General features: G+C 42.8%; 33 protein-coding genes. 21 read left to right on the top strand and 12 right to left on the bottom strand.

Annotation, left to right across the window (positions count from 1 at the left end):
• Positions 1 to 253 precede the first annotated feature (253 nt).
• A complete protein-coding gene (locus tag NEJAP_RS15105) occupies positions 254 to 649 on the top strand; it encodes a hypothetical protein (protein WP_201348015.1) in 396 nt (131 codons plus the stop codon).
• A gap of 132 nt (positions 650 to 781) precedes the next feature.
• On the opposite strand, the gene NEJAP_RS15100 is transcribed toward NEJAP_RS15105, so the two are convergent.
• From NEJAP_RS15100 to NEJAP_RS15090, 3 genes are all read right to left on the bottom strand, one after another.
• The gene (locus NEJAP_RS15100; RefSeq protein ID WP_201348014.1) at positions 782 to 1,471 is read right to left on the bottom strand and encodes a 2-hydroxychromene-2-carboxylate isomerase; all 690 of its coding nucleotides are present in this window, start codon (positions 1,469 to 1,471) and stop codon (positions 782 to 784) included.
• A gap of 22 nt (positions 1,472 to 1,493) precedes the next feature.
• Entirely contained in the window at positions 1,494 to 2,366 is an 873-nt protein-coding gene (locus NEJAP_RS15095) for a DMT family transporter (protein ID WP_201348013.1), read from the bottom strand.
• Between the two features lie 188 nt (positions 2,367 to 2,554).
• Positions 2,555 to 3,445 carry a LysR family transcriptional regulator gene (locus tag NEJAP_RS15090; protein ID WP_201348012.1) on the bottom strand — a complete coding sequence of 297 codons (891 nt, stop codon included), beginning with the start codon at positions 3,443 to 3,445 and terminating at the stop codon, positions 2,555 to 2,557.
• A gap of 106 nt (positions 3,446 to 3,551) precedes the next feature.
• On the opposite strand from NEJAP_RS15090, the gene NEJAP_RS15085 reads away from it, so the two are divergent.
• Together NEJAP_RS15085 and NEJAP_RS15080 are read left to right on the top strand one after the other, a co-directional pair.
• Entirely contained in the window at positions 3,552 to 3,977 is a 426-nt protein-coding gene (locus NEJAP_RS15085) for a VOC family protein (protein WP_236590952.1), read from the top strand.
• Between the two features lie 48 nt (positions 3,978 to 4,025).
• Positions 4,026 to 4,619: a glutathione S-transferase family protein gene (locus tag NEJAP_RS15080; protein ID WP_201348010.1), complete on the top strand. Its 594-nt coding sequence runs from the start codon at positions 4,026 to 4,028 to the stop codon at positions 4,617 to 4,619.
• Positions 4,620 to 4,746: 127 nt separating this feature from the next.
• On the opposite strand, the gene NEJAP_RS15075 is transcribed toward NEJAP_RS15080, so the two are convergent.
• Positions 4,747 to 5,553 (bottom strand): AraC family transcriptional regulator, encoded by an 807-nt coding sequence (locus tag NEJAP_RS15075; RefSeq protein WP_236590951.1) that lies wholly within the window; start codon positions 5,551 to 5,553, stop codon positions 4,747 to 4,749.
• A 129-nt stretch (positions 5,554 to 5,682) separates the two neighbouring features.
• Between NEJAP_RS15075 and NEJAP_RS15070 the strand changes: the two genes are divergently transcribed.
• Positions 5,683 to 6,078, top strand: a complete 396-nt coding sequence (locus NEJAP_RS15070; protein WP_201348009.1) for a rhodanese-like domain-containing protein — start codon at positions 5,683 to 5,685, stop codon at positions 6,076 to 6,078.
• A 38-nt stretch (positions 6,079 to 6,116) separates the two neighbouring features.
• On the opposite strand, the gene NEJAP_RS15065 is transcribed toward NEJAP_RS15070, so the two are convergent.
• The 3 genes from NEJAP_RS15065 to NEJAP_RS15055 all read right to left on the bottom strand — a co-directional run bounded on the left by NEJAP_RS15065 (position 6,117) and on the right by NEJAP_RS15055 (position 9,794).
• Positions 6,117 to 7,511, bottom strand: coding sequence for a vWA domain-containing protein (locus NEJAP_RS15065; RefSeq protein ID WP_201348008.1), 1,395 nt, complete (start codon positions 7,509 to 7,511; stop codon positions 6,117 to 6,119).
• 25 nt (positions 7,512 to 7,536) lie between these two features.
• Entirely contained in the window at positions 7,537 to 8,475 is a 939-nt protein-coding gene (locus NEJAP_RS15060) for an AAA family ATPase (protein ID WP_419197852.1), read from the bottom strand.
• Between the two features lie 107 nt (positions 8,476 to 8,582).
• Entirely contained in the window at positions 8,583 to 9,794 is a 1,212-nt protein-coding gene (locus NEJAP_RS15055) for a YbfB/YjiJ family MFS transporter (protein ID WP_201348006.1), read from the bottom strand.
• Between the two features lie 104 nt (positions 9,795 to 9,898).
• On the opposite strand from NEJAP_RS15055, the gene NEJAP_RS15050 reads away from it, so the two are divergent.
• Positions 9,899 to 10,732 (top strand): LysR family transcriptional regulator, encoded by an 834-nt coding sequence (locus NEJAP_RS15050; protein WP_201348005.1) that lies wholly within the window; start codon positions 9,899 to 9,901, stop codon positions 10,730 to 10,732.
• Positions 10,733 to 11,084: 352 nt separating this feature from the next.
• Here the strand turns inward: NEJAP_RS15050 and NEJAP_RS15045 are convergent, their stop codons facing one another.
• On the bottom strand, positions 11,085 to 11,570 hold the full coding sequence (locus NEJAP_RS15045) for a PACE efflux transporter (protein ID WP_201348004.1): 486 nt from the start codon (positions 11,568 to 11,570) through the stop codon (positions 11,085 to 11,087).
• A gap of 163 nt (positions 11,571 to 11,733) precedes the next feature.
• On the opposite strand from NEJAP_RS15045, the gene NEJAP_RS15040 reads away from it, so the two are divergent.
• From NEJAP_RS15040 to NEJAP_RS15025, 4 genes are all read left to right on the top strand, one after another.
• Positions 11,734 to 12,618: a LysR family transcriptional regulator gene (locus NEJAP_RS15040; protein ID WP_201348003.1), complete on the top strand. Its 885-nt coding sequence runs from the start codon at positions 11,734 to 11,736 to the stop codon at positions 12,616 to 12,618.
• 202 nt (positions 12,619 to 12,820) lie between these two features.
• Complete coding sequence (locus NEJAP_RS15035; protein WP_201348002.1) at positions 12,821 to 14,854, top strand: methyl-accepting chemotaxis protein; 2,034 nt, start codon at positions 12,821 to 12,823, stop codon at positions 14,852 to 14,854.
• Between the two features lie 140 nt (positions 14,855 to 14,994).
• The gene (locus NEJAP_RS15030) at positions 14,995 to 15,426 is read left to right on the top strand and encodes a hypothetical protein (protein ID WP_201348001.1); all 432 of its coding nucleotides are present in this window, start codon (positions 14,995 to 14,997) and stop codon (positions 15,424 to 15,426) included.
• Positions 15,427 to 15,470: 44 nt separating this feature from the next.
• On the top strand, positions 15,471 to 15,794 hold the full coding sequence (locus NEJAP_RS15025; RefSeq protein WP_201348000.1) for a hypothetical protein: 324 nt from the start codon (positions 15,471 to 15,473) through the stop codon (positions 15,792 to 15,794).
• A gap of 80 nt (positions 15,795 to 15,874) precedes the next feature.
• Here the strand turns inward: NEJAP_RS15025 and NEJAP_RS15020 are convergent, their stop codons facing one another.
• Positions 15,875 to 16,216, bottom strand: coding sequence for a thiamine-binding protein (locus NEJAP_RS15020; RefSeq protein WP_201347999.1), 342 nt, complete (start codon positions 16,214 to 16,216; stop codon positions 15,875 to 15,877).
• 32 nt (positions 16,217 to 16,248) lie between these two features.
• On the opposite strand from NEJAP_RS15020, the gene NEJAP_RS15015 reads away from it, so the two are divergent.
• The 10 genes from NEJAP_RS15015 (at position 16,249) to NEJAP_RS14970 (ending at position 22,321) form a co-directional block, all read left to right on the top strand.
• Positions 16,249 to 16,920: a hypothetical protein gene (locus tag NEJAP_RS15015; protein ID WP_201347998.1), complete on the top strand. Its 672-nt coding sequence runs from the start codon at positions 16,249 to 16,251 to the stop codon at positions 16,918 to 16,920.
• The gene (locus tag NEJAP_RS15010; RefSeq protein WP_201347997.1) at positions 16,907 to 17,596 is read left to right on the top strand and encodes a pseudouridine synthase; all 690 of its coding nucleotides are present in this window, start codon (positions 16,907 to 16,909) and stop codon (positions 17,594 to 17,596) included. Before NEJAP_RS15015 ends, NEJAP_RS15010 begins: the two co-directional genes overlap by 14 nt.
• 10 nt (positions 17,597 to 17,606) lie before the next feature.
• Positions 17,607 to 17,942: a glutaredoxin family protein gene (locus NEJAP_RS15005; RefSeq protein ID WP_201347996.1), complete on the top strand. Its 336-nt coding sequence runs from the start codon at positions 17,607 to 17,609 to the stop codon at positions 17,940 to 17,942.
• 31 nt (positions 17,943 to 17,973) lie between these two features.
• Positions 17,974 to 18,507, top strand: coding sequence for a hypothetical protein (locus NEJAP_RS15000; protein ID WP_201347995.1), 534 nt, complete (start codon positions 17,974 to 17,976; stop codon positions 18,505 to 18,507).
• Between the two features lie 91 nt (positions 18,508 to 18,598).
• Positions 18,599 to 19,366: a metallophosphoesterase gene (locus NEJAP_RS14995; RefSeq protein WP_201347994.1), complete on the top strand. Its 768-nt coding sequence runs from the start codon at positions 18,599 to 18,601 to the stop codon at positions 19,364 to 19,366.
• A gap of 47 nt (positions 19,367 to 19,413) precedes the next feature.
• On the top strand, positions 19,414 to 19,845 hold the full coding sequence (locus tag NEJAP_RS14990; protein ID WP_236590950.1) for a hypothetical protein: 432 nt from the start codon (positions 19,414 to 19,416) through the stop codon (positions 19,843 to 19,845).
• Positions 19,846 to 20,136 carry a hypothetical protein gene (locus NEJAP_RS14985; protein WP_201347993.1) on the top strand — a complete coding sequence of 97 codons (291 nt, stop codon included), beginning with the start codon at positions 19,846 to 19,848 and terminating at the stop codon, positions 20,134 to 20,136.
• 39 nt (positions 20,137 to 20,175) lie between these two features.
• Positions 20,176 to 20,892 (top strand): glutathione S-transferase N-terminal domain-containing protein, encoded by a 717-nt coding sequence (locus NEJAP_RS14980; RefSeq protein ID WP_201347992.1) that lies wholly within the window; start codon positions 20,176 to 20,178, stop codon positions 20,890 to 20,892.
• A 47-nt stretch (positions 20,893 to 20,939) separates the two neighbouring features.
• Positions 20,940 to 21,521 (top strand): uracil-DNA glycosylase family protein, encoded by a 582-nt coding sequence (locus tag NEJAP_RS14975; RefSeq protein ID WP_201347991.1) that lies wholly within the window; start codon positions 20,940 to 20,942, stop codon positions 21,519 to 21,521.
• 80 nt (positions 21,522 to 21,601) lie between these two features.
• Positions 21,602 to 22,321 carry an SIMPL domain-containing protein gene (locus NEJAP_RS14970; protein ID WP_201347990.1) on the top strand — a complete coding sequence of 240 codons (720 nt, stop codon included), beginning with the start codon at positions 21,602 to 21,604 and terminating at the stop codon, positions 22,319 to 22,321.
• A 109-nt stretch (positions 22,322 to 22,430) separates the two neighbouring features.
• Here NEJAP_RS14970 and NEJAP_RS14965 read toward each other — a convergent pair whose 3' ends face one another.
• Positions 22,431 to 22,835: a lipocalin-like domain-containing protein gene (locus NEJAP_RS14965; protein WP_201347989.1), complete on the bottom strand. Its 405-nt coding sequence runs from the start codon at positions 22,833 to 22,835 to the stop codon at positions 22,431 to 22,433.
• 390 nt (positions 22,836 to 23,225) lie between these two features.
• Here NEJAP_RS14965 and NEJAP_RS14960 point away from each other — a divergent pair, with 390 nt between their 5' ends.
• Positions 23,226 to 24,050, top strand: coding sequence for a TSUP family transporter (locus tag NEJAP_RS14960; protein ID WP_236590949.1), 825 nt, complete (start codon positions 23,226 to 23,228; stop codon positions 24,048 to 24,050).
• A 144-nt stretch (positions 24,051 to 24,194) separates the two neighbouring features.
• Positions 24,195 to 24,401 carry a hypothetical protein gene (locus tag NEJAP_RS14955; RefSeq protein ID WP_201347988.1) on the top strand — a complete coding sequence of 69 codons (207 nt, stop codon included), beginning with the start codon at positions 24,195 to 24,197 and terminating at the stop codon, positions 24,399 to 24,401.
• A gap of 20 nt (positions 24,402 to 24,421) precedes the next feature.
• Here NEJAP_RS14955 and NEJAP_RS14950 read toward each other — a convergent pair whose 3' ends face one another.
• Together NEJAP_RS14950 and ppa are read right to left on the bottom strand one after the other, a co-directional pair.
• Complete coding sequence (locus NEJAP_RS14950) at positions 24,422 to 24,769, bottom strand: putative quinol monooxygenase (protein ID WP_201347987.1); 348 nt, start codon at positions 24,767 to 24,769, stop codon at positions 24,422 to 24,424.
• Positions 24,770 to 24,869: 100 nt separating this feature from the next.
• Positions 24,870 to 25,403 carry an inorganic diphosphatase gene (gene ppa / locus NEJAP_RS14945; protein ID WP_028468662.1) on the bottom strand — a complete coding sequence of 178 codons (534 nt, stop codon included), beginning with the start codon at positions 25,401 to 25,403 and terminating at the stop codon, positions 24,870 to 24,872.
• Between the last annotated feature and the right edge of the window lie 83 nt (positions 25,404 to 25,486).

The following is a 25,486-nucleotide window of genomic DNA, read 5'->3' as shown; positions in this document are numbered from 1 at the left end:
GACTATGTTCAACGCTTATATTATAGAGTAGGCAGGAGCTGCTTAAAGCAATGTCTACAGAGGCAAACGAATCTAGTGAGCAGAAGCTTGAGCTGACAGTCTCGTCTAGAAGAGTTTAGCTAGGCCTGGTAGTCAACTAAGTGCCAGAAGTGGACGTAGTAAATACTTGTATTTAGAGCGCGGCTTAAGGTTTAATTAGGCTGTTTTTTACAGTTGTATGATGTAGTAAGTAGCATTCTCAAGGGAAGGAAAAATGCGCATTAAGAGTTTTGTTTTCACTGCCCTATTTATTATTCCAATATTTGGATTTTCAAGTGAAAGCCTTAGCTATGAAGATGAAGCAGGGATGGCTGTGATTGGAGTTGGAAGTCATAAATGTCGTCAGTACCTGTCAAGCTTAGACAGCGATAATAGATACTTATATGCATCTTGGGCTGCTGGTTATGCGACCTCTTTTGGGCATATAGTAACTAAAAGTAATGATTTCTTAATGTACTTTAATGAAGGCCGCTTGTCCTCAGATTTAAATACCTATTGTGAAAACAATGAAGAAGAAAGCATCTTTGAAGCTGTAAATTATCTAATCAAGCCAATATTGGTTCAATGGATAAAAAAAGACAAGAAAAAAATAGCTTCGGCAGTACTTTAAAGTAGCCTTTTACACCTAGTTAGTATCATGTAAGACGATGTCTGCTATGGGTCGATAGCTGTCAGATTTAATCTGGTACGGATATATCCAAGTGCTAGTCTGATCTACTAGAAATAAAGATTAGCACCACAGCTAATTTTTTGAAGGTTTACAGCGTTGCACAAACGTTTTGCGATCAATGCCTCGATGTCGAGCGAGCATCTCGTCAACCTTTGCAGGGTTGAGGGGATCATTGCCTTGTAGGTAGATTTCTAAGTGCTCTTGTTGATCATTTCCCCAGAAAAGCTCGTCGTCCACAATGAAGGTGGGTACACCAAAAACACCTTGCGCAATAGCTTGTGTAGTTTCTTGCTGGAGTTGGTTTTTTACATCGTCAGTTTTAACGGCTCTGAGCATTTTTGTGCTGTTTAAACCGAGTGAGTCTAGTACCTTGGCAAGGTCTTCTTCAGAGGCAAGGTCGATTCCGCGGGACCATCCTGCTTCAAAGATAGCGCTAATAATCGGGTGCTGGGCATCTCCTGCAACGCTGGGCAGTGATAAGCGTAATGCCGGTAATGGATTGTATGGGTGGTTGCGGGGTGGATCAAAATCAAAACCATTGAGCTGTGCGTAGCGATAACAGTATTTATAAAGTGCTGTTTTTTTAGGCGGTACTTCTGCAGGCCCTAGTTGCCCCCAGTGATCTAGTAGCTTTCCAAATACAACGGGGTGCGCATTTAGCGTGAGTCCATATTTTTCACACAGCGGTTGTACCCAGCGCCAGCTAAAATAGGCATACGGAGACAGGTAGTCGAAGTAAAAATCCAGTTGTCGCCTTTTCATAAGCATTCCTTTTTAGTGCTGTTTATTTCAGTGCTATTTTTGTTTTTCTATTTGAAAGCACAAACGACAAGATGCCAGATGTGAAAATGATTGCCAAGCCTATGAGGCTGTATGCATCTGGCCATTCATTAAATAGGAAGACGCCTAAAATAGCGGCGGCGACCAGCTGGGAATATACGAACGGCGCTACAATGTTGGCATCTAAGCGGCGGTTAGCTTCAATAATAATGAGGTTACCCAACGCAGAGGCAATAGAAGAGACCAGCACTAACCAAATAATACGGCTATCGATTGTTTGCGGGATAGACTCAATACCGGCGGGTGTTAGTGCGATACTTCCGGCCAGTAGCGTTGATAGTAAGATTAAACGTGGCCTAAAGAAGCCGGCAAGCCAGCGGTTAGCTACCAACATGCAGCCATAACAAACACCCGCCACGAGGGCGAACAGCATACCTGAGGTTATACCAACACCGGGTTTTACAACGAGTAGCACACCAGCAAAGCCAATAAACAGTAGCACCGAGCGCAATAATGTTATCCGTTCTTTAAGTACAGCGGCGGCTAAAAAATAGGCAACAATGGGCCCGATAAAAAAGATACCAAAGACGTTGGCGATAGGCTCCGTTTTAAGTGCGGATATCATACAAAATATGGCGCTGGTAAAGAGTCCTGCACGTAGCAGCATACGCCAGTTATAGAGCTGCTTTATCTCGCTGCGCACTAAGCCACTAAAGGGAAGAATAAACAAAAAGCCTACTAGCAGCCGGCTCCAAGCAACAAACACCGGAGAAACATCCATTTCTGTGAGCAGTTTGCCGGCTGAGTCACCTACGGGAATTAAGCTCATCCCCAGTAGTATCATCGCCAGTAGCATTGGCTTGTGTTGAGCACTCATGTTAAAAATTCATCCGCTTTGTTGGCATATAAGTAATTTAAAGAAGCAGACAATCTAAGGGGTTAGTCGGTATAAATCGAGAGGTTTACGCTAATAGCGAGAAATAAGCACCTCTGGCTGTTTTTTATATATCACCATAAGGTACGTATTTATGTGGATACCTGCGTTATTAAAAGACACGTATAACGTTACCTGCCTAAAACCTCTCTTAATTGGGGCGCCGCCCAGTCTAAAAAAGCTCTCACTCTGATCGAGAGCAAGCGGTTATGCGGGTAAACAAACTGTATAGGAATAGATGTTTTTTCATACTCAGGGAGCAGACGGATTAGCTGGCCTTTGCTTAACGCTTCATCTACTTGATAGTGGAGTAAGCGAGTGGCTCCCAAGCCGCTGATGGCGGAGGAAAGAGTGCTATCAACTTGGTTGGAAGACATGACGGTATTCATGTCATAGGTGTTGAGTGTTTGGCCGTTATTAAACGTCCATTGGCTACTCTGCGGATTAAAAACCACAAGAGGCCAATGGCGTAACTCCTCAGGCGTGTTTGGTTTTCCCATTGTTTTTACTAAGGATGGGCTGGCGCAAATGATATGGCGGTTGAGGCCTAAAGGCATAGAGATAAGGGACGAATCTGCAAGGTGGCCTATACGTATGGCTAGATCAAAACCCTCATCAATGATATCAACAATACGGTCAATTAAGGTGAGCTCAACCCGTAACCCGGGGTGCTCACTCAAGTAACGGTTGAGTAAAGGGACAATATGCAAACGGCCAAACATCATAGGGGCCGTGATGGATAACTTGCCCTCGGGTGCTCCACGGCGGGCATCCAGCAAAAACTCTGCGTCATTGATATCCGCCAGAATACGCCGGCAGCGCAAAAGGTAGTCTCGTCCTTCATCAGTGAGGGAAATACGTCGGGTACTGCGGTTAAGCAAGCGCACATTTAAGTGGTTTTCTAAATCCGCGAGTGCCCGTACAACCGAGGCAGGAGAGCGATTTATCGCTTCAGCGGCAGCAGAAAGGCTTCCTCTATCAACGATCTCTACAAAGGTCGCCATCGCTTTAAGCTTATCCATGGTCATCTCACTTATGCGTTTTATGCAAAGAACTTGTCAGTATATAAGCATTTATTGCGGCTGGTGAATAAAAGATACTGTTGTCTCTTTCTATCAGGAGTAAATGATGAAAAGCACTCAAGCGATGCGGCCCATGCCTGAGATGATTCGTGCATTTGACCATATCGGTATTCGTGTCAGTGATCGGCAGCAAGCGATGGCGTTTTATGCACGGCTTGGGTTTGTAGAGACCGCTTACTTTGCAGCCTATGAGGCTAATGAAATGGTAGCCGGCGACGGTATAAGAATTAACTTAATCTTTAATGCCGCTAGGCAGCCTGAGTCTCGTAATGCATTGTTAGATTTACCGATTAAATATCCTGGCGTGACTCACCCTGCATTTGTTGTGGATGACCTGCATCGGCTGCGGGATTGGCTCTTGGAGGAAGGGATTACTATTACAGAAGATATTCATCCCATTGGTTCGCGTCGTGTCGCGCTTTTCTTTCGTGACCCAGACGGTAATGTGCTCGAATTTAATCAACTCACTTAAGCTATTTCACACTAATAACTTTCATTATTAATAAAAGGATAATTAGGCATGAAACTTTACGATTTAGAACCTTCAGGCAATTGCTATAAAGTTCGATTGCTTGCCTCGTTAATGCAAATAGATGTGGAGCTTGAGGCCGTCGATTTTTTAGAGGGGGCGCATAAACGCTCTCCGGTTATTGATCTTAATCCGTGGGGACAAGTCCCTGTGTTGGTCGATGGTGAGGTTGTATTACGTGACTCACAGGCGATTCTTGTTTACTTGGCTCGCCAGTATGGCGGTCATGCATGGTGGCCAGAAGGTGCGGCTCAGCAAGGCGAAGTAATGCAGTGGTTATCTACGGCTGCCAATGAAGTCCAAAATGGCCCCGGTGCGGCGCGTTTAGTCGATAAATTCTCCGCCCCACTTAATAAGCCGCAAGCGTTGGCGGTGAATGATGGTATTTTGCCTTTATTGGAGGCGCACCTTTCTCAACATGATTGGTTAGCCCTAGGGCGCCCAACTATTGCCGATATTGCTGTGTTTCCATATGTTGCTTTAGCGCATGAAGGTGGAATAGATCTCTCTTCTTATACCTCAATTTTGAGTTGGTTTGAGCGTATTAAAGGGCTGGATAATTTTATCCCAATGTCGGGAATTTAGAAGGCAAACAAAGTAAAGCTTAGTTATATATACGCAGGATCTAGCTTGATCCTGCTAGTTAAAGCAACAACGAGATAACGGGGCATTGTCTACAGCAAATTGCTATGGTGTTTTTTATTAGTCTTGTTTAGTTGCTCTTTGTGAATGGGTTTTGTTTTTTGCATGCTGCCAGATACTGCCTAGGGCTGAAGCCACTTTGGGCACGGAACATATAGATAAAAGGGGAGGGCGAGCTATAACCTAACTCTAGTGCTATACGGGTTATATTTTGGTTTGTATTGAGTAGCTCGATCGCTTTTAAAAAACGTAAGCGCAGGCTCCATGCTTGTAGTGACATGCCGGTTTCTTTGAGGAAACGTCTTTCCAATGTTCGCTTTGAAACATTGATCTCTTTAGCCAATACGGCCGTTGAATGCCTTGCTTCTGGGTGATTATAAAGCTGAGTACATAAATGATATAACGCAGAGGATGTTGGCCAAGGAAGGTGTGTTTTGTCTTGTTTTAAGCGTGGCAGTGAACTCAAAATTAAAGCAATTACCTGTTGCTCGTAACCTGTTTTAGAGTAATTGGTTTCAAAGTGAGAGGCTTCAATTACTAATGATTTAACTAATGTTGTTATTTCTAAAACGGAGCTTTTTGTTGTGTCTAGTTGCTGGTAGTTAGCGTTGATATAAAGGCTCTTTAGCTCTGCGCCGAATGCAGTTGATACGCTGTGTTCACACCCTTTTGGAAGCCATACGGCTTTTTCGGGTGATATAAATAGACGCTCGTTAACAACATCAACAGTTAATACTCCAGAGGTGGCATACAGTAGTTGGTGCCAGTTATGGGTATGAGCTGGGAAGAAGTGTTGAGCCGGCATATATTGCTGGCGAACAAAAACTTCACGCGGTAAAGACTCCATTTCCAGTAGAGCCAGTTTGTTTTTTTCCATTGGCTTGTTTATTTCCTGCTTTGACGCTTTGTCTATATATATTGTCATAGTGTATAGAGAAATATGGCGTATTGTCAGATAACCTCAAGATCATCAATTTTTTTGAGTCATCTTTATAAAGGAGGCTAAATGCCACTCATCATTAAGAAAGGTATTTATCAGTTAGTTGAAGAAGCTAATAAGGTCGTTGAAGAAGTTTCTATTTCTAAAGCTCTGTCACTTTATCAAGAAGAGGGTGTGCAGTTTGTTGATTTGAGAGATATTAGGGAGCTGAATCGAGAAGGAAGAATCCCAGGTGCCTATCACTGCCCTAGAGGCATGTTGGAGTTTTGGATTGATCCGCAAAGCCCGTATGCAAAAAATATTTTTCAACAAGATCTTAAATTTGTCTTATTTTGTGGCGGTGGTTTGAGGTCTGCGCTTGCCGGTAAAGCGGCGATTGAAATGGGTTTACACAATGTCGTACACATGCATGGTGGTTTTTCGGCTTGGGTAGCCGCTGAAGGTTTTATCTCGACATCATAGTGATCTTGGTTGATATAAGTCTATTTGGGATAGGGGTGTTAGTTTGCTCGTTTTAATACAGACCCTAATATTCTATTAAGGTCTTGTAGTGAGTTACAGGTTTCAACATGTGAGCAAAAGGGAGCGTACTTACTCATAATAGAGTCTGCGCTATCCCAACTGAATTCGCCTTCGGGGTTTAGCCATATGACTCGCTGGCTGCGACGATACACCTCTTCCCAAACAGAGATATTGCCATCTTCATTATTGTTTCTGGCATCCCCGAGCATGATGACGGTTGTGCGGTTATCGATATCAGCAAGCGCTATTTGTTCGAAGTCTGTTAGCGCTTTGCCATAATCACTGGGTAAGTTGGCCCATTTTTGCATGACTTCTGCCAAGGCTTGGTCCATGTCTCGCTGCTCGAAAAGTTGGGTGACTTCAGCCATATCAGATGAAAATACAAAAGAGCGAACCTTGGGTAATACATCCTGTAAGCAATATAAAAACAGCAGCAAAAATCTAGCAACCTCACTCACTGAGCCACTGACATCACACACCACCATCACTTTGGGGCGATCTACCCGCGTTGATTTCCACTTTGTGTGAAACAAGAATCCATCATAAGCGGCGTTAGCAGCAATCGTTCGCCTAACATCCAATAGGCCGCGCTTGGTAATGCGTCGTCTGCGGCTGTGCATGCTAGCAAGTCGTTTAGCTGCTTTACGAACTAGCTCACCCATAAGTTTGTAGTTTCGGTGGTCGATGCTAGTTAAGTTAACTTTTTGAAGGTTGCTTTCTCGTAGTTTGTTGGGCTCATTTTGATTAAATATCAGATACTGTTGCTCAACGTAATCTCGTACTTGTTGCTGCAGTTGTGACCTTCGCTGGCGTAGCAGTTGTACAGTAGCACTGCTCTCATCACTGTTGGCTAATGCAACTAGCTCTTGCTGGAGCTCAGTATCGCCCAAGGCCTGCATCACCCGATAGGTAACCATGGGGACTTGGGTAATAAATGAAATATCCTGGGCGCCAGAAGCCGTTGCTGCACTGGTCATCATGACTTGTATGGCGGACATGTCATTGTTCATTAACTGCTGTGCTAAAGGTGAGTTTAGGTTGGTTTCGGGTTTGTTCAACGGTGCTTGCTTAAGGCTATCTACCTCTGTTTGAGCGTGCTTTTCTAAACCTTCAGTGGCGTTTTGAAGAGGTGCTTCTTGATAACCCTCTTTAAATTGGTTATGGCTAGTAAAGTACTGATCAAAGGTTTGCTCATAGGTGAGGCGATGTTCTAAGCGTTTGGTTAACGTCATTCCAAGTGAGTGCTTAAGTAAGGGGGCATTGTCTATCCCTACTAATTGAGCAGCTTTTAGTGCATCTAACGTTTCCGCTGATGAAATCGGTAATCCGGCATGTCTCAATGCGTGAATAAAATCGCCCAGTACTTTTTGCATGATTATTCTCAGCTTTTTAGGCCGATTAACCTTCCTTAGTGGCTGCTTTTAAAAGGTTATCAATTTCAGGCTCGACGGCTTCTATGTCGTCTTGGAATTTAAGCAGTAGATTGAGTGTGGTTTTTATCCACTCATGATCCAAGTTTTCAACATTGAGGAGTAAAAGAGCACGTGCCCAATCAATGGTCTCACTCACCGCAGGCACTTTTTTGAGTGCCATCTCCCGTAACTCGCCGATAAAAGCAACGAGTTGTTGTTTAAGCTCGTCGTTGAGTTCAGGGACTTGGGCTGTAATGATCTTCTGTTCAATCACTTTTGAAGGGAAGGGGATATACAGGTGCAAGCAGCGTCGTTTTAGCGCATCGCCCAGTTCCCGAGTATTGTTACTGGTTAAAAATACGATGGGTTTAGACTTTGCTTTAACCGTTCCCAGTTCAGGGATTGATATTTGAAAATCAGAGAGAAGCTCTAAGAGAAATGCTTCAAACTCTTGATCTGCTTTATCAATTTCATCAATTAGAAGAACTGCGCCATCTTCTGATCTTAAGGCTTGCAGAAGCGGGCGAGGCTCGAGAAATTCATCGGAATAGAAAATATCGCCAAATTGATGCAGCCGAGAAACCGACTCATCAAGGCCTTTGGCGCCGCGCATCACATCACCCAACTGGTCTTTTAACAGCTGAGTATAGAGTAGCTGCTTTCCGTATTTCCATTCGTAAAGCGCCTTCGCTTCATCCAGCCCTTCATAGCATTGCATGCGAATAAGTGGCGCGGATAATAATTCAGATGCTTTCTTGGCGAGCTCGGTTTTACCTACACCCGGAGGACCTTCAACTAAAATAGGTTTTTGTAGATGACACGCCAGATAAACCGAAGTGGCAATAGCGTCACTGCAGATATAGCCCAAGGTTTCAAAGTGTTGTTTGATTGTCTCGGGTGAGTTGATTTTGTCCTTGTTACGGATGATCACCGGCGGCCTCTTATTTGTCCATTTACACGATTGTATGACCGACTAAAGCCGGATGAAAGGGCTTGTAGACTATTGGCCCTTTATGGAATTGATAATATACATTAGTGAACGCTGATATTGGACGATGTTCTGAGATTTTTCTGTTTCTCGGCGTTTTTTTCAATACGTAACAGACCAAACAAAAATAGAGTGCCAGTCATCATTACAGCGGCAGAGAGGTAGAGCCCAAGATCATAGTTTCCAAAAGCTTCAGCAAGGTATCCCGTGCATACGGGAGCAATGATTTGTGCGCAACCATACGCTAAGGTCATAGTACCCATAAACTTAGCAGGGTTACTTGGATAAAATTTACCTGCCATGGTTAGTACTAAGCTAACACAAGCGATAAACGTTCCACCAAACAGCAGTGCGCTTAATATAACCATAAATAATGAGTCATTAATGGCAGGAAGAACAATCCCTATCGCCTGCAAGATGTAGGCAGCTAATAAGGCTTTGAGGTAGCCGACGTTTCTGGCAATTCTGTCCCACACCAAGGCTGCTGGAGTGGCTGCTAATCCAACCAATATAAAAGCAAAACCCCCTTGTCCTTGTAAGCCTTCAATACCTTCAACAATATCCACAATAAAGGTGGAGCTAACCACATAACCATAACCTGCACAAAAGTAGGCCAACATCATCATTGATGTAAAGGCTTTACCGGGAGGGTTATCTTTAGCTGTAACGCCCGCTTGGCCTTCTGTAGAAGGGTGTGGCATCCATAACCATGCTGGAATGGCGATTATTACAGCCATAACAGCTAAAGCGAGCCACTGTTGTTGCCAGTCGGCAGACATCGCTAGCATCGCTTCTACCAGTAGAGATGTCACAATGATGCTCAGCCCAGCACCAGTGAAGTGAATACCTAATTCTGCACGATGATTATTTTTAACCAACCATTTTAATATCAGGCCCGAAGCAATAATGAGGCCTCCTGAAGCACAGACCCCGGCAATAAACCGTAACACAGCCCAGGTGGCTACATCTGTCGTTAGCACCATGGCTGCTGAGGTGACAACACTCAATATCAGATAAATCCGGTGTAAGCTGTACTTGTGGTTTAGGTTGTGCAAGCTGGCAGCAATCAGGACTCCAAGCATGTAGCCCATAAAATTAGTGGTAGCTAACCAGCCACCGCCAGATTCAGTCAGGCCAGTGCTATCCTGCATTATTGGCAGCAATAGGCTATAAGAGAAGCGCGCCACACCAACGGTCACAATTAAACTACAAATGCCTGCAAAATAAACACGGCTTTTTGTTAGCTCCGTTAACATGCTATTTACCTTATTATTGAAAGATCATTCACAAACATTACTCTCTTCTGATAATCTTAAAAATTGAATTATTTAGAACTTAATATTCTTATAAAGAGAATCTTATGGAAATTCTAACGCTCAAGACCTTTCAGGCGGTTGTGGATGAAGGGGGGATTAAAGGGGCTGCTGATAAACTGCATACGGTCCAATCCAACATTACTAACCGAATTCAAAAACTAGAAAGGGAATTAGATACAAAGCTGTTTCATTTGGTTGGTAGGAAGTTACAGCTAACGCCAAGCGGCCAACAGCTTTGTGAATATGCTAATCAGATCTTACAATTAGAATACCAGGCTACCTCTGCGATTTCGCGTAATAAGGGCAGTTATGAATTAAGAGTGGGCATGCCAGAAACATTTGCCGCCGTTCATATGCCTTTAGCTCTTAAGCAACTCAAGCAGAACCATGCAGAGATCCGAACCAAAATTTATACGGATACCAGTGACAGGCTCGTGTTTGCGGTTTTGAACAATAAAGTTGACTGCGCTGCTCTAGGTAATGCCCCTAAGCATGAAAACCTTGTGGTTATCCCCATTGTTCAAGAAGAATTGGTGATGGTGACGCCTCTGGAGAGTGATCATGATCCCGTACTGTTTGTACGAGAGGAAGGTTGCGGTTATAGAAAACACGCGCTTGTCTGGCAGCAGGAAGCAGGCCGAAACACAGATGAATTAATGATAATGAGTAGTGCTGATGGTATTTTAGGCTGTGTTTCTGCTGGTTTAGGCTACACCATTATGGGTAAGAATATGGTGGTGGGCAGTCGGTATGAGAAGTCCCTTGTTATGACGCCGGTTAGCCACGGCCCGGAATATGTTCAGTTATCAATCGTCTATCGCAAAGGAAGCCCGCTAGAGTCAGGAACCCTGACTCTTGCCAAACTGTTAACGAAGTAATTACACCTCAGCCTTAATCATTTTTAAGGGTCTTGATGAGGGCTTTATCCGTGCTTTGTATCGGGTTAGAGAGGTTTAACTGATTTGCCAGCACAATGCTACTAGGCTTATACCAAAAGCAGGAAACAGTACGGCCCTCACAAACGAATGGATTATTTTTGCAAGGGCATACTAATGAGCTTTTAAGCGGCTAGGAATGTGGCATATTGTCACGTAGTTAAGAAAAGCAAGAAAAAATAGAAAAATAGTTATGCACGCAAGCTGTGGATAAGTCTATGCATTACATATGCACATCTCTTCTAGAGCCCGGTATATAAGGGGTCTGGGGAGTTGTTGCTTTAATAGCCTATTTTTAAGTCGCGCTTATTATTAGTGGTTCTGGTTGCTTAATCGGGAATGCCCGATCGTATCCTAACCCAAATAAAAATGTGTAAATGACGACAGTTGCCATCATGCCGATATCTAATAGCAGTGCATTAACTAAGCTTAGCTCTAACCACCAGATGATTAATGGCAAGGTGAAAAAGAGTAGAATAATCTCAAACCCCACAGCATGATAAACCCTATGTTTTAAGGAGCGTTCTGTTGGAATGTGCCCGAAAGATACATCTATATAGTCATATGCAGAGTTATAGAAAAAATTTGTAGCCATGGCGATAGCACTGAGAACAAGAGCAAGATAACTGACTTCCAGTAAATCGCGTTCAAGAATAAAGGCGATAACAGCCGTTGAGCTGGCGACCAAAATAGCTTCAAACAACAGGGTGTAACGTAGCCTGTCGAGGCCGCTACGGGTAACGATATCTGCTGTTATTTTTTCTGACACCTGCAACGACATACTGTTCTCCTGAGTTTTTAATTTGCTTGTATTTAGCTGACCACTATATTAAAGATATTATTGATGCTTTGTAGTTGGTATATATCTATTATTTAGATAGATAGCTTTGGGTATGCGGTTTTTAGTCTGTGTTTTTGTACGAGAAAAAAGGAGTGTGAGTAATATGCCAAGTATTGAGCAGTTAACATGTTTTGTTGTTGCCGCTGAAGTAGGCTCATTCTCTGGAGCAGCTCGTCAGCTTGGTAAGGTGCAGTCTGCAGTGAGTACTGCTATTAATAACCTAGAAGTTGATGCAAACGTTGAGCTGTTTGATCGAAGTAGTCGTAATCCCGTGCTTACAGATGCTGGCCAAGTTCTACTTAGCTCTGCAAGAACTGTTTTGCATAGTCATCATGAGTTTAATGCTCACGCGGCCTCATTGAGCAGCAGTGATGAAACATCATTGTGTATCGCTATCGAGCAAAATGTGGCCTCAACCGTTGTGGTAACTGTGTTAGAACGTTTTGCTGACATCTTTCCCTACATTACATTGGAATTGCTTGATCCAGGCAGTGGTGATGTTGCTGAATTAGTACGCAGTAATCGAGCTGATATAGGTTTAATGATTGAGCAAGAATATTACCCGCAAGGTTTTAGTTTTCGGGGAATCGGACATTCACGTGTAATCCCTGTATCGGCTCCCAGCTTTGCGTTAGCACAAAAGAAACAGGTAACGCATGCTGATCTTAGACAGTATCGGCAAATTGTCGGGCGTAGTTTAGATCCCGATAACCAAACGCATGAACGTTACACGATAAGCCCACAAGTATGGTTGTCAGAAAGCCCATTCGTCATTTTAGAGTTGTTAGTTGCCAATATCGGTTGGGCATTTATACATGAAGCAGTAGTCGATGAAAAACTGCAGTCAGGAGAGTTAGTCGTACTTGATTTGGTTTACCAACAAGCTGATATTCTGCAAGGGATTGACTTAGTGTGGACAGAAAACCGTGCTTTGGGTCAAGCGGGACAATGGTTATTAGAACAGCTGCAAAATTCACATTCAGAATAAGCGTTAAGAGAGAAGGTTTACAGCAGCGCTAGGCCACAAGCTGCAAAATTAAGAGCGTTTTACATACTTGTGTATTGTCCGTGAAATTTACCATAATTTAAAATTGACTTTGGTCAATTCTATACCACACTCAGTGAGGTATAAGTTCAGTTTATAAGTGCTAGCTGAAACTTTTAGTTTAAAGTTTTATGGAGCTTCACGAATGTCCTTATTTTCTAAAATGACAATAAAAGCAAAGCTTTTCTTGGGCTTTGGATTGCTAATAGCCATCTCTTTCTTAAGTTCTTTATTGGTTTTTAGCCAGTTAGAAAAAACGTTAGATAAGCAAAAGCTATTACTCGATGTAAGGTATCCCACGGTTGAGGCCGGTGAACGCTTATCAGGGGCTATTAGCCAAACACTGTCTGGTTTGAGAGGTTATCTTATTCTGGGTGATGACCCTGTCAAAGCGGGTATATTTAGGAACGAACGAGCTTTAGGTTGGCATAAGTTAGATGCTGCACTGAGTGAGTTGAACACTTTTTCTCAACAGTGGACAGTACCTAACAATATTACCAAACTTAATGAAATGCAGCAGTTAATCGATGAATTTCGAATATCGCAACAAGAAATAGAGGGTATTGCTCATACGAGTGCCAATATCCCATCGTTTGACATACTGCTAACAAAAGCAGCCCCAAGAGCTTCCAAAACCGTTGCTGCTTTAACGGCACTGATAGAAAAAGAGGTGGAAAATACCTCCAGCTACGAGCGTAAACAACTTCTTAAAACACTTGCAGATAGCCGAGCATCTTTTGCGCTTGGTCTTGCCAATATTCGAGCTTATTTGTTATCTGGCGATGAAAAGTTTCAAGCAAAATTTTTAGCGCTTTGGGATAAGAATGAATTGCAGTTTAAAACATTAAAGGCCAGCAGTGCATTGTTCGCATTTAATCAAAAGAACCAGTGGAATGAATATAAAAAACATCGCGCTGAATTTCGCCCATACGTTGATGAAATGTTTGCCTCACGCAGTAGTTCAGATTGGAATAAGGCTAATGCTTGGCTCGGGACAAAAGCCGCTCCGAAAGCTAAAAGAATTAAGGAAATACTCTTAGAGATGAGCCAATCTCAAAAGTCGTTACTCAAGTCTGATAAGGCAAAACTAGTTAGTGCGGTTGATACACTCGAGCTAGTGCTTCTCATTAGTTTGCTATTAACGGTGGTCCTGGGTTGTCTATTGGCTTATACGATTAGCCGGTCTGTCACTAAGCCCTTAGGTGGTGAGCCACAAGATATGGCATTGTTAGCGGACTGTATTGCTAATGGAGATCTAACCACAGACTTTGATAACAGTGGTAAAGCGCAAGGGTTATACCTCTCTATGATTAATATGAATACCAAATTACAGGGCTTAGTAAATGATATTCATATGCTTTCTCAGGCTTTAGCGAGCACTTCTACAGAAACGGCATCCATAGCAGAACAAACCAATAACAACGTTCAAGCCCAATATGAACAAACTGAACTAGTGGCGACTGCCGTCGAAGAAATGACAGCAACAGTGAGTGAAGTTGCTGAAAATGCAGCTAATTGTGCACTTTTAACTGAAGAATCTGGCGAGATTACTATCAAGGGAAAGGGCAATGTGCAAAAAACGATAGTGACAATAGAGCAGCTTTCTGAAGAGATTAATCAAGCATCAAAAGTGATTGTCTCCGTACAAGAGAAAAGCCAGTCGATAGGGTCTATTTCCGAAGTGATTGCAGGTATTGCAGAGCAAACCAATTTATTAGCACTAAATGCTGCAATTGAAGCTGCTCGTGCCGGTGATCAGGGCCGAGGCTTTGCTGTGGTTGCTGATGAAGTTCGCTCCTTGGCTTCTAAGACACAAGAGTCTATAGCCAGCATTAATAGTATTATCGAGACATTGCAAAATAGTTCGAATGAGGCTGTGAGTGTTATGCAGCAAAGCCAGCAAAAAGCACAAGACACTCTTGAGCAGGCTCATACCTCGGGAGAGTCTCTCAATCTTATCGCGAATTCGGTGCAGAGAATCCAAGATATGGTGAGTCAAATTGCAGTGGCATCGGAAGAGCAAGCGAGTGTTACAAGAGATATTAGTCAAAATGTGCATCAAATCAGTAGTGTTGCTCAGCAAACGTCTGTTGGCGCTAGCGAAACGGTCCAAGCTGGTGAAGAGATGTCGAAACAAGCAGAGGCTTTGCAAAGTTTGGTTTCAACATTTAAGGTATAAAAGTACGTTTTTACATTAGTTTTCTTGTTATGAACTGTATAAGAGCGCTCGTGTGAGGGCTCTTTTTTTATTAGTCAATTAGGTCTTATGTGAGCCCAAACGTTATACCATGTCACTGAACTTTTTAAAGATAGCTCATTATGATAAATGAAATTCTTGAACTTAGGTCCGGGCAAGTTGCTTATATTAGTAGTTTAATGGCCGGCTTTTCTTTGTCTATCGCTGTACAAATTATCCGTGGCAAAGATCAACGCTTGGTTGCGACGGTTAACTATCTGTTGTTTATCGTTACTACTTTGCTGTTTTTAATTGCTTTGTATGTTGATGTCTCTATTAGTTTACGGCTAGTTGGTGTGGAGCATTTTTCTGATGATGCTCTTCTTCAAATTGAAAAAATAAGAAACTTTAGTACTGGCGCAGCAACCTCTGCTTTTCTTTTGTTTGTGTTATCGATAGGGGTTCTGGGTTGGTTAAAATCAAATCGAACAGGGATCATTAGTACCGTCATGGTAGTCATGACTTTATCTACCATTATTGTTGCTAAAAATATGATTTCTGGCCTAGATTTCTAAACTAATGATTAAATACGAACGGCTCTTGATTATAGGAAGTATTCTTGATTGATAAGTACTTAAAACAGTTATGTGATAATGTCACTGACGCTCATTCACGCATTAAGCAAGACTTTAAAGAAATTGATCCTGTTGTTGGTGTAAGTCAGAAAATGCGCGACAGCGGTATTGCCGCTGATGTAATGACTATTGATTGTTTGCGAAGCGGCAAACGCATAATTATTATATTGCATGACCAGCAGCCTAATATCGTTAGTTATCAATTTACTTTCAAAGCGCAAGACCCTGCTGAGCAATTTGAACAAACTCCATTGGCTGAACTGTCAGCCGATAAATTATACGATTGGATGGAAAGCTATTTCTCGTAAATAGCTATTCTAATACAGTGAAAACAAGCAGGTGTGTATTGGCTGCTTGTGGGCTGCCTTCGCACCTCAGAAAACTAGGCTTATTTATCCACAAACATGTGATTTGCTGCTGTAACACCTCGATCATAGGTACAAAAAGTGTCTGTAGCTGCAGGCGTTTTACTGTGAATTTTTATGTTGGTAATAACCTCTAAAGCTCCCGCATCATAACAGGCTTGCTGTGCCGCTTTTACAATATCCAATAGTTGATTCAATTCGCCCTTCATTGTTGTTTCCATTGCTCCTACTTGAAAAGACACGCCTGCGGCTTTGACTACGGCTATTGCTTTGTCGACTACCTCAAAGTTATTTCCCTCTTTTAACCGCGGGATAACTTGAAAAGCTAAAAATACTTCATCGTATGGTGTATTAGATTCTGACATATGTGTTTTCTTATAGTGAATTGGCTGCGCCTATGTATAAAGGATTTTTGCGCTCGTCTCAATATCCACTAACAGTTGTGTTGGAAGTCTTCCTGACATCAAGCATTGTCTGGGTTACAGTTAAAGATATAAATACATTAAGCACTATGCAGATTGACTGCTTTTTCTGGGTAGGCCAGAAAGTGGAGGTAATCATGGAAAACGTTGCACAAGCTCAATCCTCCTTTCCTTGGGATCAGTTGGTGTTAAAGCTTATTGATTGGCCATTTTTGTTATTTCTGATCGCTGTTTTTCTAATCTTTATGATGAAGGACCAGTTAAAGGCGCTGGTGGATCGCTCGAACGTGAAAATAACGTGGGGTGACCGTTCGATCGAGCTAAATGATCTAGCGGATAATGTTGATCAGGATATGGATCCCATAAAAGAGCGTATTGACCTACTTGAGGAAAGATTGGCGAAGATAACAGCGGATGATTTGCCAGTAGAGCTCTCTAGTAGTGAAGAACCTGAGCCGACTAATCAAGATATAGATAAGGTTATTAATGTGGCGCTAGCCAACCCCAAATACAAATATCGTACAGTATCCGGTGTAGCAAGAGAGGCTAATATCCCGATTCAAACGGCACAGAAAATCTTAACCTCTAATCCGAAAATTAGAGTGGTCAAAGCCCGCGATGGAAAGGAAATCTATGCGCCTCGATAAATTTATTATTAAAAGCACTGATTTATCTAAGCCTGAAATCACAAGCTTACTACGTTCTGGTGCTGTTGCAGTGAATGGCGAAGTTATTAGAAATGAGGTAACTCAAGTCCATGAAAATAATAGAATTACCTTACATGGAAAGACCTTAACGGCACGCGCTTCACGCTATATTATGATGCACAAACCATTAGACACAATTTGCTCTAATGTAGATGAAACTTACCCCTCCCTATTGAATTATTTGGATGTCGAAAAGTCTAGCGATCTTCATTTTGTCGGGCGTTTAGATGCTGATACCACCGGGTTAGTATTGGTAACAGATGATGGGCGTTGGTCCTACAATATTATTACGCCAAAAAAACAGTGTGCGAAAGTATACCGGGTTCAGTTGCGTGATGATGTTACTGATGACGTGACCAGCCGCTTTTTTCACGGAGTGCAGTTGCAAGGCGAGGTGTCGTTAACCTTGCCTGCGATACTCGATATTGTGAATCCTAGAGAGGTGCTATTAACCATTACAGAAGGTAAGTTTCATCAAGTTAAGCGTATGTTTGCAGCTGTTGGTAATCGGGTTGTAGGGCTTCATCGAGAAAAAATTGGTGATGTAAGCCTAGATATTGATCTCGGCACATGGCGTTTTTTAACAGCTCATGAAATACAGAGTTTTTCAAAATGAAATGTGAAATATGAAGAAGTTTTTAATTGTTGTTTTAGCCATTATTGTTGTAAATGAGTGGCGTGATATTCGAAATGTTTTTAGCCCTCCTCCTGATTTTTCATCTGCGCATGAAGAAACCGCTGTGTTGTATTCGACACAATGGTGCCCGTTCTGCAAAAAAACACGCGAACTATTTGATGAAAAAGGGATCTCTTACTTTGAGTATGACATTGAAAAATCAGAGGAGGGGAATGCTCAGTACCAGCGGTTAGGCGGTGGTGGTGTGCCTATCATTCTCATCAATGGTGAAGTGTTAAAAGGTTTTAACCGTTCGACGATTTTAGCGTTAGTGACTCAAGAATAGCGCTCCTAAGTTGTAGCAATGAGGTTAGATTATGATCGTATTTTCTAGAATATCACGTTGGATTATGGTTGGTTTTTCATTGGTATTGATGGCAAGTGGCGCTTTTGCTGGTAAGCCTGAATGGGCCGGTGGTGGGAAGCATAAAGAGCATAAAGAGCATAAAGAGAAAACACATAAACAGTCTCGTAGCGATTATGCCGATAAAGATCATGCTAGACGTGGGAAAGAAAGTGACAGCCAAAGATTCTCTCTAACTTTAGGTTTTGGGGATATAGAGCATCGCACGGTTAGGGATTATTATGGACAGCAGTCCCGACAAGGACATTGTCCTCCTGGGCTCGCGAAAAAAAATAACGGTTGTTTACCACCAGGGCAGGCGAAAAAATGGCAAAAGGGACGGCAAATTAATCATGATGCTCGGTACTACGGTTTGCCTAATGAACTGCTCATTCGCTTACCTGTGCCACCGATTAACCACGAATATATTCGTATTGCCGGTGATGTTCTTTTAGTGACAATAGGCACGAAGATTGTAGTTGATGTTATTGAGGAGATTTTCCGCTAGCAGACATTCAAGCTACGGGGTGGTCTATTTTTGGGGCAACAAATGAGCAGACTGTGAGTGGTAGTGTAATTATGCTTAGAGAGTCATAGCTATGAAACTGCATATTCTTTCGGACCTACATTTAAGTGCCAGTCCATTTGACGTCCCTATGACGGCGGCTGATGTAGTGGTGCTTGCCGGAGATATTGCTCGTCCTAAAGAGGCTATACAGTGGGCTAAGCAAATTCCCAAACCTGTTATCTACGTGCCAGGTAATCATGAGTTTTATGGCAGTAGTATTGCGGCTACAATTCATGAGCTTAAACAGCTATCTCGGCATAGCAATGTCCATGTTTTATGCGACGATGCTTTAGAAATTGAGGGGGTGCGTTTTCTTGGAACAACGTTATGGACCGATTTTTTGTTGTTCGGTGAGACAGGAAAACAGCGTGACCTTGCTATTGATTCGGCTATGCAGATTATCAGGGATTTTAGCCGAATAACGGGTGATGATAAGAGCGGGGAGTTATTTACACCGCAAGACTCTGTATCTCAATTTAGCGATCACTCCCGCTGGCTTGAAAGTCAGTTAGCAGAACCATTTTTGGGATCTACGGTCGTAATTACACATCACTCACCTTCGCCTAGGAGTATTCATCCGCGCTTTGCTGATTCACCGTTGAATGCTTGTTTTGTTTCTGAGGCGGAATGGTTGCTCGGTGGCGAGCGTGTAACATTATGGGTACACGGACATACTCATGATAGTTTTGACTACTCAATTAAAGGGACACGCGTTGTTTGTAATCCTCGTGGTTATGCAGAAGCAGGAATCAACGAGAACCTCCACTTTGATCCTAACTTTATTGCAGAGTTAGTCTAGGTAAAACATGAGTAAGCTAGATACTCAAAAACAGTCTGAGGCGTTGTATGTTAAGGATAAATTACACGAAATGGTTGGCTAGCCTGATTGGTTGCGTTCTATTCACTGTTATGAATTTTGCTGCTGCCGGTGACGTTAGCATTCTTATGGCGGATTTTCGCAGTGCGGGTAGCAACCATTGGGCGGTTAATGTCACGCTAAAACATGGTGACTCTGGTTGGGACCATTATGCAGATAACTGGCGTGTGGTCGATGTAAGTGGCAATGTTCTGGGTGATCGCGTGCTATTTCATCCCCATGTTGATGAGCAGCCGTTTACACGTGGAATAAATAGCGTACTTGTTCCAAAGGGCGTTACCACTGTGTATATAGAAGCGCATGATAAGGTTCATGGTTGGACTGAGAAACGCTTGAAAGTTGACTTAGGTAAAGCTAAAGGTGGGCATATTCGCGTTAAAGCTCAAGGTATGAATCAATAAATGCCTGCTTGGCGAGTAAAAAACCTAGGTGATGCCATGTTAGCTACTGAGGCGCTAGAGCATATTCAGGTGCTATTTTTAGCCGCTTATAAAAAAGCTGGTTCTCCTGATGATATGGCTATTTATGTTCGCCATGAAGCAGAAGGGCGGCTGCATTGCGACGTTAAAGTATATTTTACGCCCGCAACTCGTGAGGTAGCTGAAGTTATTCGCGCTAGGTATTGCCCTATACCCTCGCCCGAAGGGCTTGGTTTGTTAGCTGGCTCCAAAACCGCTTTATTCGATAAATAATGCTTTTTCTATTCTTGATCAACGAACAAGGGTTAAGTAATGTCCGATTTACTTGTAGCAGATCTCAACCGCTTTGCCATTACGGCTAAATGGCCAGCGCGTTATCCTGAACGTTTACAGCTTTACTCGCTACCCACGCCCAATGGGGTAAAAGTATCCATTATGCTTGAAGAGATCGGCGAGCCGTATGAAGCGCATCGTGTGAACTTCTCTAGTAATGATCAAAACTCACCTGAATTTTTATCACTCAATCCTAATAATAAGATCCCGGCAATCATTGATCCTAATGGCCCATCTGATAAGCCTCTGGCGCTGTTTGAATCGGTCGCTATCTTGATTTACCTCGCTGATAAGTCAGGGCAATTAATGCCTGACAACCCTCATGAGCGGGCAGAGGCGATGCAGTGGCTAATGTTTCAGGTCGGTGGCATTGGCCCGATGTTTGGGCAGGTAGGTTTTTTTAACAAGTTTGCAGGTAAAGATTTTGAAGATAAACGCCCGCGTGACCGTTATATAAGTGAGTCACGACGTTTACTTGGCGTGCTTAACCAAAGGCTAGTGGATAATGCTTGGATACTGGGGGATGAATATTCGGTTGTGGATATAGCTACTTTCCCTTGGGTACGTAACTTAGTTAGCTTTTACGATACCGGTGACCTCGTAGGGATTAATGATTTTCCACATGTTAACCGAGCCTTAGCTGCTTTCTTGGAACGTCCAGCTGTGCAGCGCGGCCTGCTTATTCCTGAAGAGTGATCTAGATTAGACGCATGACTTAGAGCTGTTTATAGAGGGAGCGGCGCATGACATCATTTGAGTCTTTATTAACGCAAGTACGCTCATGTAGGCTTTGTGCGGAACATTTAGCGCACGGCGTTCGCCCCGTCTTACAGATAAGCCCTCAAGCGAAGGTATTAATTGTTGGCCAAGCGCCCGGCAGAAAAGTGCATGAGTCGGGTGTCCCTTTTGATGATGCTAGTGGCGATCGGCTACGAGAGTGGTTAGGGATCACTAAAGATGTTTTTTATGATTCTGAGAAGGTAGCCATTTTGCCCATGGGCTTTTGCTTTCCTGGTACGGGTAAGTCGGGTGATCTTGCCCCTCGTGCTGAATGTGCACCTGCATGGAGAGAAAAGCTACTGGCGCATCTACCAGATATTGAGGTCACTCTTTTGGTGGGGCAATATGCTCAAAAATACCACCTTGAAAAGAAACCTGCCTCGTTAACCGCTACTGTCCAAGCATGGCAATCATACTGGCCAGCGGTGGTGCCTCTCCCTCATCCAAGTCCAAGAAATAATATTTGGCTGAGTAAAAATCGATGGTTTGAAGAGATGCTAGTTCCTCGTTTACGTTTGCGAATAGCCGAAGTATTAGGCTGCTGAATGAAAACCCAGCCGTCGAATAAAGTTAATTCATCTATAGAAGTCGCCCTTAGGGTGATGAGTGTTATTGGGGATAATGTATGTCAGTAAATAGTAAAAGTGGTGCGGCGTTGTTAGGCATTTTTATCTTTTTAGGGTTAACTGTTCTTGGCTATACGCTTGGCAACGCTGCTATTCAATATAAGTTGTACGACCGTAGCGTAACGGTTAAAGGGCTTTCTGAGAGAGAGTATCCTGCCGATATTGTTATTTGGCCTATACAATTTAATGTTGCTGATAATGATCTTGGCAGTTTGTACAAAGATATTGATGCTAAAACACAGAGCATCCGTACATTTTTAGAACAAAATAATATTGCCCCCAATGAAATAACGGTAGCAACACCTGATATTACGGATAAATCCGCACAGCAATACGGTAATAACGACAGGGCTCCATTTCGGTATACCGCTTTTCAAACCGTCACTGTTTATTCTCAAAATATCGGAGCGGCACGTGCCGTTATGAGCTCATTATCGCAGCTAGGCAAGCAAGGTATTGTCTTCAATACGAATGACTACGAATCACAAACTGAGTACATTTTTACACGCTTGAATGAAATAAAGCCTGAGATGGTTGAAGAAGCGACACGAGAAGCGCGAGAAGTCGCTCAAAAGTTTGCCAGCGACTCACAAAGCGCCTTAGGAAAAATTAAACGTGCTTCCCAAGGACAGTTCAGTATTAGTGCTAGGGATAAGAATAACCCACATATAAAACGGGTGCGTGTGGTTTCAACAGTGGAATATTACTTGTCTGATTAGGTGGGGGCCGTTGAGCAAAAACCGTTTAGTAGATAAGGTCCGTTTTCTGCCCCAAGTAACTATTAGCAGGCGGTTTGAACGCCTTGTTATAAGTGTCCAGAGACAATATTTATGAGAACCTTTTCCAGATGAGTTTTGTTTCATAAACATTCCCAGACGGGGATGTTTCAGGTGCTGTAGAAAGCTCAATCTCATCTTCATTGATGAATCGAAAACTCCGAACTAAAGTCGCCCCTATCTTTGACGGTGCAGAACAAAACTCGATAAAATGATGTATCTCATCTCCCTTTAACTCCCATCGGCCACCATAAGAAAAGAACAAATCAGCTTGTTTTGATGCGTTTACGCCCACTTTTTCCCAGCGTGGATCCATTAAAAATGCGGACATGCGCCCCTCATTCGTATATTGAATTTGGCCTGACGGCGGATCTCCAAATGTTTTAGATAAAAGACCGTTTCGAGATTGAACCGAAGAAAACAATGACCAGGCACCTACAAATTTATTTTCATTCATACTTTTACTCAAATATTTCTTGTGGACTCAAAGATAAGTTATAAGGCTTATAACATTTTTAATACTGCGCATGCGCGCTTACGCGCTGACTGATTAGAGTGAATCGCTTAGAAGAATATTGATAAATAAGAATTTTTTGACTGCATCTGTTATTTTCCTCATTGACAGCAAGCATACGTGTTTTGATGATATTGGCTTGCGCAGTAGCTTACTAGCGCATCTTCTTATTTACTTGATAGTGCATAATTTACTTACCAAATACCAGAGTAAGTCGTCTACAACAGGCGATCCATTAGAGACAAAACACGCATGTAATCTGCAAAAATTAAAATATACTTTATAACCGTGTGCACGAAGTTAACCTGCTCCGAATGGTTACAGATTGTTTACATGGGCTCTCTATTAATGACAGGTGCTTGGCTGGTAGAGTGCGGGTTCACGCATAAGGGAATGACGATGGAACTAGATATTACGCTCATTATTATATTGGTCTTAACGGGCTTTGGCGCAGGGATGATTGATGCGATTGCCGGAGGAGGCGGTCTTATTACACTACCCGTGTTATTGGCGACAGGTATGAGCCCAGTAGAAGCATTGGCGACGAATAAGCTACAAGGGAGCTTTGGTACTTTTGCAGCATCGGTTTACTTTGTACGAAGAAAATTAGTTGATCTTTCACAAATGAAATTAATGATCGCCTGTACCTTTGTTGGGGCGGTGGTGGGGACGCTACTCGTACAGCAACTGGATGCCAGTGTGTTGTCAGCGGTGATGCCTATTTTGTTAGTGTTGATAGCTTTGTATTTTATGTTTTCTAAACGTATTGGAGATGAAGACCGGGATAGAAAAGTTGGAAATGCGATTTTTGCTTTTGCATTTACCTTTGCGATAGGTTTTTACGATGGTTTTTTTGGCCCAGGTACGGGTACTTTTTTTGCAGTGGCTTTTGTCTCTTTGCTGGGATTTAGCATGGCGCGTGCTACAGCACATACAAAAATATTGAATTTCACATCAAATATCGCTTCGCTGATTTTCTTTGCCATGGGTGGCAATATTATCTGGTTAGCTGGGTTTATTATGGCAGCAGGGCAGCTGGTGGGTGGTCAGTTAGGCGCGCGCTTAGTTGTTAGTAAAGGCGTAAGCTTAGTGCGCCCCTTGATTGTTGTCGTAACACTGGTGATGTCTGCTAAGTTATTAAGTGACCAGTTCTTGTAGGATCACTTTTTTGCAAGACGTTGCTAAGTTTATTGAGATGTTTACACTAGAAAATGAATAATGAGCGTAGGTTTTTCTCTTATTTTTTGGAACGCGTTAAAAGTGTTCTTTAGCTGATAAGTATTACGTTTTAGGATATTTTTGGTGAAGTCCCATCCGCAACGTCGACAGATTGCCGATGAAGTGCATGTACGTCCCGCTCATTACCTTACGTCAGATACAACAGAAGAGATGGCTACCAATGGCTTGGTATATGCGTTAACGGTTGTCGTGTTTGGTGGTATGTGCGCAGAGTCACGCCAGAATTTAAATCAGACGAGTAACGGAGCACTCAGGCGTTTGTTTGAGTGATCCGTTGTTCTAGCCAATGCTTATAGTACGGGAGCATCGAAATCGACAGGCTCGTCGCTGTAAACACAGACGTTCCATTTTTCAACAGGGCCATTTTCGGCGACACAGTTGGTTTCGAAAAACGCTACAATTTCTTTACGCTGACAATGCGCTTCAAAGGCTGCTGTATCGCTCCAGATTTCGTGAAAAGCGATAGGGTAGCTTTCACCTTCAGCAAATGGGCTGGCAATATGGCGGGTGACCGTATATTGGATACAGCCGTCTTCGCGCTGTGCGTTGGGTTCCAGCGCTTGTAGTGTTGCAAAAACCTCTGCTTCTTTGCCTGCTTTTGGCAAAAACTGGGCAGTACAATAAACCTTCTTAGACATATGCTTTCTCTTATTTCTTTTCTATAACACTGAAAACAAAAAAGCCTCCATTATTAATAAGGAGGCTTTTCAGTGGCGCTATTTAAAAAGTAACTACTTTTTATTTAGCTGCTTCGTACATTTTTACGCCATCAACGATAGCTGCGCGTGCTGCGTCAGCACCTTCCCAACCATCTAGCTTAACCCACTTACCTTCTTCCAGACCTTTATAGTTCTCGAAGAAATGCTTGATACGAGCCAGTGTCATTTCAGGCAGGTCGCTAATGTCGTTAACATCTTTGTACATTTTAGTTAGCTTGTCGTGTGGTACTGCTAGCAATTTAGCATCCTGACCGGCTTCATCAGTCATGTTTAGGATACCAATTGGACGACAACGGATCACAGAACCCGGAATAACTGGGTAAGGTGTCAGTACGAGTACGTCAACAGCATCGCCATCATCAGCAAGTGTGTTGTTGATGTAACCGTAGTTAGCAGGGTAAAACATAGGTGCTGCCATGAAACGGTCAACGAAGATCGCGTCTTCTTCTTTCTCGATCTCGTACTTTACCGGGGAGCTTTCCGCCGGGATCTCGATGATCACGTAGATGTCGTTCGGTAGATCTTTACCAGCAGGCACTTTTGCAAAGCTCATGCGTTTCCTTCCTGTTCTGAAGAATAAAAAAATTTGGATTCAGACATTATAAGAGTCGTACACGTTAGTTTGTATACGACTAT

The sequence above is a fragment of the Neptunomonas japonica JAMM 1380 genome, from assembly GCF_016592555.1.
Classification (GTDB): Bacteria; Pseudomonadota; Gammaproteobacteria; order Pseudomonadales; family Balneatricaceae; genus Neptunomonas; species Neptunomonas japonica_A.
Note: the sequence above shows the minus strand (reverse complement) of the source record. Positions and strands in the feature narration are given on the sequence as shown.